Raw genomic sequence first — 10,299 nt, 5'->3', positions numbered from 1 at the left:
CCTCATGCACGGCCGCCAGCTCGGCCACCGGGCGGTGGGCGGCGACATGGACCCGGAGCTCGCCGGCATCCAGCTTGGCGACCAGTCCGGCCAGCTGGGCTCCGTCGCTGCGGACCCACAGGCTCGCGCTGCGCACCCCCCGAGCGGGGTCTTCGGGAATCGGGCCGGCAGTGCTGGCAGCGACCCCGCCGTCGGCTACGTAGTTCGTCAGCTGCGCGAGCTCCTCCGGGGAGACGCGCACATGGTTCACCACGACCTGGAACGGACCGCCCACGGCGGCCGGGCCGGCGGCGAGGTCGAGGGGGCCGACCACCCGGTGCGCGCCGTAGCCCCGAAGCCGGTCGGCGTGCTGGGGCGCGTCCACCGCGGTGACGTGCGCCCCGGCGCCGACGGCGAGCTGCGCCACGAGGCTGCCCACCGCGCCCCCCGCCCCGTTGAGCAGAACGGTCTGACCGGGCTTCAGCTCGGCGAGCTCGAACGCCGTCTGCCAGGCCGCCAGGCCGGTGAGCGGCAGTGCCGCGGCATCCACCAGCTCGATTGTCCGGGGCGCCGGGGCCAGGGACTCGGCCGGAGCGAGCACGTACTCGGCGGCGCCTCCGGCGGAGTCGATGGGCAGCATCGCCACGACCCGGTCGCCGATCTCCAGGCCGGTCACATCGGCGCCGAGTTCAGCGACGGTGCCCGCCAGGTCGATCCCCGGCACGTACGGGAGAGCGATCGGGAGCATCTCGGCCATGACGCCTGCGCGTATGTGGTCGTCGACCGGGTTGAACGACGTGGCCGCCACCCGCACCAGCACCTCCCCTGTGCCGGGGGCCGGGCGCTCGACGTCCTCGTAGCGCAGAACCTCGCTGCTGCCGAACTCGTGGAAACGTATTGCCTTCATGGAACTTCCTCCGGGGAGTATTGATGTCGTCGCCAAGGGACAAGGCGATCAAGCAGGTGGGCGAAGCGCATCGAAGCGCTCAGGTCAGCTGTACCGACCGGGTCGAGTTGCCCATCACCATGCGGTCGATGGCGCTGACGGCGCTGCCGGGGTCATGGGCGGCGCCGACGGCGAGCAGCAACGGGACGAAATGATCGGCCGTCGGATGGGCGACCGCGGCGCCGGGTGCCTTGTTGCGGTAGTCCGTGAGGGCGTCGACGTCGCCGCGGGCGAGGGCGTCGACGGCCCATTCGTCGAAGGCCGTGGTGTCGGCAGCGAGCTCCGGCCGACGGAAGACAGCGAAGCTGTGCGTCATGAAGCCCGAGCCGAGAACGAGGATGCCTTCTTCACGCAGCGGCCGCAGGCGTGCACCGAGTTCGAGCAGAGCGCTGGGGTCGAGGCTGGGCATCGACAGTTGCACGACCGGGACGTCGGCCGCGGGATACATGGCCATGAGCGGGATGAACGCGCCGTGGTCGAGGCCGCGGTCGGTGAACTCGTGCACCGGCGTCGGGCCCAGCAGGCCGGTGAGTCGCCGCGCCAGACCGGTGGCGTCCGGGGTCGCGTAGGGAAGGGCCTTGTAGCGGGGGTGGAAGCCGCTGAAATCGTAGTGGAGCGGGGTGCCCGCCGCGGCTCCGGATATCGCGGCCGACGCCTGTTCCCAGTGGGCCGAGACGACGACGGCGGCCCGGGGTTTGGGCATGGACCGGGCCCAATCGAAGAGATCGCCGAGCCACTGCGAATCGTCGAGGGTGAACGGCGCTCCATGGCTGACGAAGAGGCTGGGCAGGGGCCCGTCCGACGGGTTCCAGACCCGCTGCTCCCGCGCCTGCGGCAGCACCCGGGCCAGGAGGTCGTCGTATGCCGCAGCTGGTGTGCTCGACGGGATGGCGGCGGCCAAGCTGTTCCTGGCGATGATCGAGATCAACTCCTTCACTTGCCTGGGAAAGCGTTGTGACTTTCCTGGGCAAGTGAGAATCTAGCTCAGAAAGACTTGCCCAGGCAAGTGATACGAGTTGCCCGGGCAAGTATGATGGGGCCCATGGATACTCAGTCGCCCTGGCTCGACGACGACCAGCAGGACCTGTGGCAGGCGCTTCTCACCGTCGTCATCGCCCTCCCGGCGGCACTCGACCGCCAGCTGCAGCGGGACGCAGGCATCTCCAACTTCGACTACGGGGTCCTGGCCCAGCTGTCCATGGCCGACGAGGCCACGATGCGGCTCAGCGACCTGGCCCGGGTCTGCGACAGCACCCAGCCCCGCCTGTCGAAGGTGATGGATCGCTTCGAAGTCCGCGGCTGGGTCGCCCGCCGGCCCGATCCCGGCGACGGTCGTTACACCCTGGCCGCCCTGACCGACGCCGGCCGGCAGAAGCTCACCGAGAGCGCACCGGCACACGTCGCACAGGTGAAGCGGCTCGTGTTCGATCCGCTCAGTGCCGCCCAGCGCCGCCATCTGGAGGCCGCACTCACCCGTATCGCCGCCACGGTGCGCCGGGAACCCGAAGGAGGCCTCGGTCCCTAAGGGCTCGCGCGGCGACCGTTGCGATGTCCTGCTCCAGCAGGTCACCGTGGATCGCGACCGCAACGGTACTGGCATGACCGGCAGCACCGATTGCCGGCAGGGCGGGGCCGTCGTCGTGCCACTTGCCCGGACACCGAGGACGCTGGTGCGGCCGGCAGCGCCCGTCTCGACCGTGCCGGCCGCGGCTGCTGCGTCGTTGCGGCGGCAGCCAAGCCGTTGAGCGAGGTCCGCCTGCCGGCGTCGGCGCGTAACGACGAAGACAGCCCGTCGGACCTGGATGCGGAGCCCGGCCGAGCGACGGCCGGGCTGACCGCGATGTGTGACCTCCTCCACGGGCGCCTACGAGGTCTGCGCGGGTCAGCGTGACTTGGGGAAGGCGGCGCGCAGTGCAGAGCCACGGATGATGTAGGCGACTTGGATGATGGGCAGCATGCAGACGACCTGCACCACCGCGTACCAGAGCGGGCAGACACCCGGGATCAGGTCGACACCGATGATCGCGATCGGCATGATCACGGCGAGGGCGCTCACGCGCTCGAAGGCCCGTCGGGATCCCCGGGAAGCGGAGACGGCCATCCGGTAGATCAGCACAGCGACTACAGGCAGCAGGACTGCCCGGACCCACATGAACGTGTTCACCATATGACCGCTGCTCGACACCACGATGACCGCCAGGAGGGCGACGGCACTGAGTGCGCCGTACACCTTGATGCTGGTCTTCGCTGTGTCGAAGGCTCGTCGGGTGCGGGGATGGTCGTGATGGGCGGCCGAGGGCGGGGTGTGGATGTTGGATTCCATGCTCACCGACGCTACGAAGCGCTCGGTCGAGGCGGTATCCGTCTGGACGCACGGGTAGGTGGGGATAGCCCTACTCCCCGGCTGACCAGGGCGGTAGCGGGCTCCGCGCGGTGCACAGTGGAAGCACCGAAACGGAATGCGAAGGAAGAAGCATGAGACAGCTGGGTTCGTGGCCGGCGCGCGCCGGCGTGGGGTTCGTACGGGCGTGCGTCGTGGCGGCCATCAGCATGCTGATCCCGGCCTTGTGGGCAGCGGCCGTGGCGCTGGGGATCCGGTGGGGGGCGGGAAACCCGTGGTCGTGGGTCGCGCCGGTCGTGTTGGTGTGCGGGGGCACGCTCGCCCTGTTCCGCCCGGTCTGCCGGGTGTTCCGCTTCCTCGTCACCAAGTGGACAGCCACCGTCATCCCCGCCGGATACCGGGAGGCCGGGCCGGTGACGCGGATGTCCACCGGGTACTGGTGGAACGGCTTCAGTTACGAGCGCACCCGCCGCGACGCCCTCTTGGATCAGAAGTGGCGGGTCCGGTGGAGGGATCCCGCCAACTGGCGCGATCTGAGGTTCACGGCGATTGCGCCGCTCACTGCAGGCGTGGTCGCGTCCCTTCCGCCGGCCGGGGTGGCCGTGGCGGTCCTCGGGCTCGGCCGGCCGGAGTCCACCGCGCGCGTCCTCGGGGTGCTCGGCCTGGTTGTGGCCTTCGCCAGTGCCCCGTATGCCTGGCGGTGTGTCGAGCCAGTAGCCGTCCGCTTCCTACGCCCGTCACCCGCTATGGCGTTGGCGGACCGTGTGGACGAACTGACCGCCCGGCGTGCGGATGCGACGGTCGCTCAGGCAGCCGAGATCCGCCGGATCGAGCGGGACCTGCACGACGGGGCGCAGGCCCGTCTGGTCGGGCTCGGACTTTCTTTGGCGACTGCGGAGAAGCTGATGGAAACCGACCCTGACCAGGCCAGGGCGCTGATGCGGGAAGCGCGGGCCGGTGCCACGGCGTCACTGACCGAGCTCCGCGAACTGGTTCAGGGAATCAACCCGCCTGTACTGAACGACCGCGGGCTCGTCGATGCCGTTCGCGCTCTTGCCCTGGACAGCCCGCTCGAAGCGGCCGTCAGCGCCGACCTTCAGCTCCGCCTGGACCCTCCGGTCGAGTCTGCCCTGTACTTCGCCGTCGCCGAACTGCTGACCAACGCGGTCAGGCACGCCCGTGCGACCCTGGCCCGGATCTCCATCACCCAGGACGACACCGGCATCGTCATCGATGTCGAAGACGACGGCCGCGGCGGAGTCGGTATGCGCGCCGACGGCGGACTTGCGGGGCTGCGTCGCCGGCTCGCGGTCTTCGACGGCACCCTGGAGATCACCAGCCCGGCAGGCGGCCCGACCCGGGTGAGGATGATGGTGCCATGCGAATCGTAGTAGCCGAAGACCTCTACCTCCTACGTGACGGAATGGTCCGCCTCATCGAGGCGTGCGGGCACCAGGTGGTGGCGACGGCAGCCACCGGACCCGAGACGCTCGAGGCACTGCTGACGTGGCGGCCGGACGTTGCCGTCATCGACGTCCGCATGCCGCCGACCCAGTCGGATGAGGGCCTGCGCGCTGCTCTTGCCGCCCGCAGCGAACTGCCCGGACTGCCGGTCCTCGTCCTTTCCCAGTACGTCGAGCAGCTGTACGCCCGCGAACTCCTGGCAGACGGCGCCGGTGGTATTGGCTATTTCCTCAAAGAGAGCGTCTTCGACGCCGATCAGTTCATCGATGCCCTGGAACGCGTCGCCGGTGGCGGGACCGCCATGGACCCGGCCGTCATCGCCAAGTTGCTGTCCAGCGGGTCCTCGAACCGGCGACTCGAACGGCTCACCGAACGCGAACACTCCGTGCTCGGCCTCATGGCCGAAGGACTGTCCAATCAGGCCATCGGTCAGCGGCTCTTCCTCAGTGAAAGCGCCATCAGCAAATACACGACCTCCATGTTCGGCAAACTCGGCATCTCCGATGACGACACCAACAACCGCCGAGTCCTCGCCGTCCTCACCTACCTCAATAACCCCTGACGCCCCCTTGAGGGCTGTCGGAGATTCATGAGTGGTGCCCGTTTCGCTCTGTTCGCCTTCTTCGCCGCCATGGCAGGTCCGAGTGCGACTGCGTCCGCGCGGTGGTGGTCAGGGAGATGACCTCCCGGCCGGACGAGACGCAGGGGCAGCGTGCGTGCAACCCCTGCGCCCGGACGGGACCGGAAGAACTGCTCAGGACCGGTCGCCGCGCCCGCGGCGCCACTCTTCGCCCGCCGCATGGGAGCCACCGGAGCCACCGGCCCCGTCATTTTGCTCGTACTGCGTTCGGTCGGAATCGCCACGCCCACGGTCGCCGCTGTCCGCTTCCCGGGCCGGGACGGGCCGACCGCGCGGTGCCGGTGCCTGTTGCTGCGGCTCCCGTGCGAAACGTCGCGGCGTGCCACCTCCGCCTCCGGTGGCGGTCTGCCCGGCAGTACCGGTGTCGGCTGCGGGCCGTATGTCCTCGGCCCTGTCTCGGCCGGCTGCGTCCACTGTGTCCTGGTCCCGGGCGGCCATGCCGTACGGTCGGTCGGCCTCAGCGCCGTGGCGATCCCCGTATGCGTCGTTCACGGCGTCCCGCTCCTGCCGCTGCCGCTCGTTGCTCGCCTCGCGCACGGCCCGGCGTTCGCGCCCGCCCATGATGGCCGACCCGATGAGCATGAGGAGACCGCCGAGCAGGGCCAGTCCCACTCCGCTGCCGAGCCCGTTGCTGTCTCCCGTGACCGTCAGGCTTCCCTGCGCCTGCCCCTGCCGGACCATCCACAAAATGGCGAACCCGAGGGTGATGATTCCGGCGGTGAGGACCAGCAGCCGGGATCGGAACACCACGCCGAGGAGGGTGAGGACCGCACCGACGAGGAGGGGCAGGAACATGGACGCGAACAACCCCGCGCCCGAGTTCGTGACGCCCGCTCCTGTGAAGAGTTCCCAGACCCGGAAATCGTGTCCGAGCCGGCCACTGTACCAACTGCGAAATGGCGCCCAAAGCGCCGCGGCAGCTCCGATCACTGCCAAGATCAGTCCAATACTGTTGCGGATACCCCGTACCATGCCGCGACCTCCCGGCAATTCGGATCGGTGCACGCAGGACTCCACGTGCCGTATCTCGCCCTCACTCGACGCTACGCTCGCTCCGTATCCCCCGCCACGCGGCGATGCCGGCTCTCTGCACATCCGGCAGCACGGCCTGGACACCGAGTCTCTGTCGGGCGGCCAGTCGGTCCGGCCGCGCAGACGTGCCGTCACCACGACTCAAGTCACGACCCGACTCGCAGGCCACTGCCGATGACGGTCACCACCTCAGCCAAGTGACGCAGCAGTAACCCCTTGCCGGGGTGGAGGAGACGATCTAGCGTCACGTGCGGTGCATGACAACGATGTCTACCAGCAGACGCACGACGGGAGTGGTATGCAATCAACGCGATACACATCGGCCCGGTCCGGGTCGACGGCACAGCGTCTGAGGAACCGGCTGGGGACGGCTGCGCTCTGTATCGCCCTCGCTGCCGCGGGATCTGTCACCGGGACTGCGGCGAGCGCGGTTGCCGCCACGGAGTCGGCGGCGTCCGACGCGACGCCGGGCGCGGGGACCGATCTGACGAAGCTGGTCAATCCGTTCATCGGGACCGAGAACGAGGGGCTGACCTTCCCTGCCGCGGGCGCGCCCTTCGGCCTGGTGCAGGAGAGTCCGTTGATGAAGACGGCCGGCGGCACGGGGTGTGACAAGGAGTCGTCCGACACGGTCATCGGGTTCAGTCAGACGACGATCAACGGGTGCCGGTTCAACTATCTGCCGATGATGCCCACTACCGGCGCGGTGACTTCGACCGATCCGGCACAGTACGCGTCGACCTTCAGCCATGAGAACGAGACGACGGGACCTGACTACTACCGGACGAAGCTCGACAGGTACGGCGTGACCGCCGCCTTGACGGCGACCGAACGGACCGGGTGGCAGCAGTACCGGTTCCCGCGGACGAGCCGGGCGAACGTGATGTTCAACGCCGGGTCCGGCGTGGCCGATTCAGAGATCCACGTGGTCGGCGACCGGACGGTCGAGGGGTGGGTCGAGGATTCCAAGAAGACCTACTTCGTCGCACAGCTCAGCCGGCCGTTCACGTCGTACGGCACCTGGAAGGGCGACGACCGGAGCCCGGGGTCCCGTACATCGGCCGCCAAGGGCTCCAACGGCGCGTGGGTGTCGTTCGACACGCGGAAGAACGACGCTCCCGTGGTCGCGAAGGTGGGGCTCTCCTTCACCGGACTCGCCGGCGCCCACAAGAACCTTGCGACGGAGACGGGGAAGTTCGGCTTCGACTTCGCCGCCGTGCACAAGGCGTTGAACGCCAAGTGGAACACCATGCTGCACAAGGCCGCGATCGGTGGCGGTGCGCACGACCAACAGGTCGCGTATTACACGGCGTTGTACCACTCCATGGTTGATCCGAACATCATCGGTGACGTCGACGGCCGCTACGTCGGAGCCGACCGGAAGATCCACACGGCCCGGGATTACACCCCCTACAGCAACCTCTCGCTGTGGGACACGTACCGGACGCAGAACAAGCTCCTGGAGATGCTCGTTCCCGAGGTCGCACACGATGTGGACATGTCGATCCTCGCGATCGCACGGGAGGGCGGCGCACTGCCGCGCTGGTACCTGGAGGACGAGGAAGGCAACATCATGACCGGCGACCCGGTCACGCCGTTCCTGGTCGAGGGCTGGTCGAAGGGGCTGCTCACCGGGGCTGACGCCCAAGAGGCGTACACGTACCTCAGGGCGAACGCGACCGAGGTGCCGCCCGCCGACGTCCGGGAGAACGGGCGTGCCGGAGCGGCGTACTACGCGGAACGCGGCTACATCCCCTACGGCCTCAACGTGAAGTCGGGCGCCGACTGCAACGGGGACACCAGCGGCAACTGCTGCCCGACCAAGTCGAACGACAACGACTGCTACTACGGCACTTCGGCCACCCTGGAGTACGCCGCGGCCGACGCGTCGTTGGCGCTGATGGCGAAGGGGCTCGGCCACACGGCCGACGCCACGATGTTCGCCAGGCGCGGCCAGGCGTACAAGAACGTATTCGACACACAGACCAGCCAGTTCCGGCCGCGCACCGCGGCCGACGGCACCTGGCTGACTCCGTACGACCCGGTCACGAGCGACCACGCGTTCCACGAGCAGAACGCAAGCCAGTACCAGTGGTCGGTGCCGCAGGACCCGGCGGGGCTCGTCGGCATGCTGGGTGGCAAGGACGCGACGAACAAGCGGTTGAACGACTTCTTCGCCTACGACGACCTCGTCACCGACCCGGATGGGACCGCGCGCACGGCGTGGGTCAGCGACCCGTACAACTACTACGGCTCCACGAAGTACAACCCGAACAACGAGCCGAACCTCATCGCGCCGTACCTCTACGCGTGGACGGGGCAGCCGGGCAACACCGCGACCGTCATCAAGGCGCAGGAGACCCTGTTCACGAACAGCCCCGGCGGCATCCCCGGCAACGACGACATGGGCGAGATGTCCGCCTGGTACGTGATGTCGTCGCTGGGGCTCTACCCCACGACCAGTGGCGGCAACTTCGACGTCATCACCACGCCGCAGTTCCCCAACGCCCGGGTTCGGATCGGTGAGTACGGGAAGACGCAGGGCGGAACGCTGAGGATCTCCGCGCCGGGCACCAGCATGGCCAACCGCTACATCGCCTCCGCGACGGTGAACGGCAAGGCCTGGGACAAGGCGTGGGTCGGCCAGGCCGACATCGCCCACGGCGGGCGCATCGACTACGCCCTGAGCACCGAGCCCACCGCGTGGGCGACAGCCGCGAAGGACGCCCCGCCGTCGATCGACACGGCGTCGAATCCGCAGCATCAGCTCAGCGCGGACGTCGGGCCGGACCAGGTCGTCATGGAGCCCACGGACGATCACGCTTCGCGGCAGCAGGTCGACCTGACACTGCTGGCCACCGCTCCGCACACCGCGCGAGTCGCCGTGACCGCGAAAGCGCCGAAGGGGTGGTCCGTGTCCCCGTCCAGCGAGACAGCGACGGCCGGCTCGGACGGGCTTCCCGCCCAGATGAACAAGCGGTTGCGGATCACCACCCCGGCCGGAACAAAGGCAGGCACCTACCAGGTGTCGGTCACCGCCCGGCTGCCCGGAGCCACGCCGGTCAGGAAGACCGTCACCGTCGTGGTCCAGCAGGCGGGGAACTGCGCCATCAAGACGGACGCCTCGTGTGCCGTCGATCTGGGCGCCGCCTACAACAACGACGGCGTCGCCACGCTCGCTGCGCCGGGCCAGGGAGACTTCGACGGCACGGGTACGAGCTTCGCCGCCGACCAACTGCCCGCGCCGGGGCCGGTCACCTTCGGCGGGGTCACCTACCAGGCGCCCCCGACCTCCGGCAGCAGCAAGAACTTCGTCAGGTCCACCGGGCAGGCAATCGCCCTCCCCAACGGCGACTACAAGAGCCTCCACATTGTGGGCGCGTCCGACAACGGCAGTACGGGTGCCGCGTCGGCCACCGCCGTCGTCACGTACACCGACGGCAGCACCGCGACGGTTCCGCTCGAACTCACCGGCTGGGCGAACAAGGCTCCGGACTTCGGCAACGGCGTCGCCCTGACAACCGCGTACCAGCTCAAGGCCGGGACCGGGAAGACCACCACCGAGGCATCGCTCTACGAGACGACCGTCCCGCTGGAGTCCGGGAAGCAGGTCCGGTCCCTCTCCCTGGCAACACCGTCCGTGCCGGCATGGGTCGCACCCGGGTCCGGAGGACTCGACTGGCAGCGCGACAGCGACCTCGAGATCTACGCGATGACCCTGGAGCACTGACCTTCGCAATCGCCCCTGTCACAGGGGTTCGTTCCGATCGGCGGGGCCCGGTGCCGGTGAGCACCCGGCCCCCCCCATCGGTACGTGGCGGGTTCGTCTCTCGGGTCTGCGGACGAGCACGGCGCAGCCAGTCTCTTATAAACAAAAGAAGCAGCCGACGAAATTCG

8 protein-coding genes are annotated in these 10,299 nt (G+C 68.8%); 4 read left to right on the top strand and 4 right to left on the bottom strand.

All coding sequences use genetic code 11. The features are described 5' to 3' along the window. A partial coding sequence (locus tag ACFVW8_RS36400; RefSeq protein WP_389697828.1) for an NADP-dependent oxidoreductase occupies nucleotides 1-886 on the bottom strand: 886 nt, incomplete at its 3' end. Between the two features lie 79 nt (nucleotides 887-965). Beyond that, nucleotides 966-1,862, bottom strand: coding sequence for a DODA-type extradiol aromatic ring-opening family dioxygenase (locus ACFVW8_RS36395; protein WP_389697826.1), 897 nt, complete (start codon nucleotides 1,860-1,862; stop codon nucleotides 966-968). 105 nt (nucleotides 1,863-1,967) lie between these two features. Here ACFVW8_RS36395 and ACFVW8_RS36390 point away from each other — a divergent pair, with 105 nt between their 5' ends. Continuing rightward, nucleotides 1,968-2,450: a MarR family winged helix-turn-helix transcriptional regulator gene (locus tag ACFVW8_RS36390; RefSeq protein WP_389697824.1), complete on the top strand. Its 483-nt coding sequence runs from the start codon at nucleotides 1,968-1,970 to the stop codon at nucleotides 2,448-2,450. 357 nt (nucleotides 2,451-2,807) lie between these two features. Here ACFVW8_RS36390 and ACFVW8_RS36385 read toward each other — a convergent pair whose 3' ends face one another. Continuing rightward, nucleotides 2,808-3,248: a hypothetical protein gene (locus ACFVW8_RS36385; RefSeq protein ID WP_389697822.1), complete on the bottom strand. Its 441-nt coding sequence runs from the start codon at nucleotides 3,246-3,248 to the stop codon at nucleotides 2,808-2,810. A 152-nt stretch (nucleotides 3,249-3,400) separates the two neighbouring features. Here ACFVW8_RS36385 and ACFVW8_RS36380 point away from each other — a divergent pair, with 152 nt between their 5' ends. Continuing rightward, a complete protein-coding gene (locus ACFVW8_RS36380) occupies nucleotides 3,401-4,657 on the top strand; it encodes a sensor histidine kinase (protein WP_389697820.1) in 1,257 nt (418 codons plus the stop codon). Beyond that, the gene (locus tag ACFVW8_RS36375; protein ID WP_389697818.1) at nucleotides 4,645-5,292 is read left to right on the top strand and encodes a LuxR C-terminal-related transcriptional regulator; all 648 of its coding nucleotides are present in this window, start codon (nucleotides 4,645-4,647) and stop codon (nucleotides 5,290-5,292) included. Before ACFVW8_RS36380 ends, ACFVW8_RS36375 begins: the two co-directional genes overlap by 13 nt. Nucleotides 5,293-5,484: 192 nt before the next feature. Here ACFVW8_RS36375 and ACFVW8_RS36370 read toward each other — a convergent pair whose 3' ends face one another. Continuing rightward, nucleotides 5,485-6,375 carry a hypothetical protein gene (locus ACFVW8_RS36370; RefSeq protein WP_389697816.1) on the bottom strand — a complete coding sequence of 297 codons (891 nt, stop codon included), beginning with the start codon at nucleotides 6,373-6,375 and terminating at the stop codon, nucleotides 5,485-5,487. A 325-nt stretch (nucleotides 6,376-6,700) separates the two neighbouring features. Here ACFVW8_RS36370 and ACFVW8_RS36365 point away from each other — a divergent pair, with 325 nt between their 5' ends. Continuing rightward, entirely contained in the window at nucleotides 6,701-10,132 is a 3,432-nt protein-coding gene (locus ACFVW8_RS36365) for a GH92 family glycosyl hydrolase (protein WP_389697814.1), read from the top strand. Nucleotides 10,133-10,299 lie beyond the last annotated feature (167 nt).

Origin of the sequence: Streptomyces sp. NPDC058221 (assembly GCF_042882365.1) — a bacterium.
Classification (GTDB): Bacteria; Actinomycetota; Actinomycetes; order Streptomycetales; family Streptomycetaceae; genus Streptomyces.
The sequence above is the reverse complement of the archived record's forward strand: the minus strand, read 5'-3'. Positions and strand labels throughout refer to the sequence as shown.

Bases quoted from the DNA above. Each gene is read 5' to 3' on its own strand.
- ACFVW8_RS36390 (WP_389697824.1), top strand. From the start codon at position 1,968: ATGGATACTCAGTCGCCCTGGCTCGACGACGACCAGCAGGACCTGTGG.
- ACFVW8_RS36385 (WP_389697822.1), bottom strand. From the start codon at position 3,248: ATGGAATCCAACATCCACACCCCGCCCTCGGCCGCCCATCACGACCAT.
- ACFVW8_RS36380 (WP_389697820.1), top strand. From the start codon at position 3,401: ATGAGACAGCTGGGTTCGTGGCCGGCGCGCGCCGGCGTGGGGTTCGTA.
- ACFVW8_RS36375 (WP_389697818.1), top strand. From the start codon at position 4,645: ATGCGAATCGTAGTAGCCGAAGACCTCTACCTCCTACGTGACGGAATG.
- ACFVW8_RS36365 (WP_389697814.1), top strand. From the start codon at position 6,701: ATGCAATCAACGCGATACACATCGGCCCGGTCCGGGTCGACGGCACAG.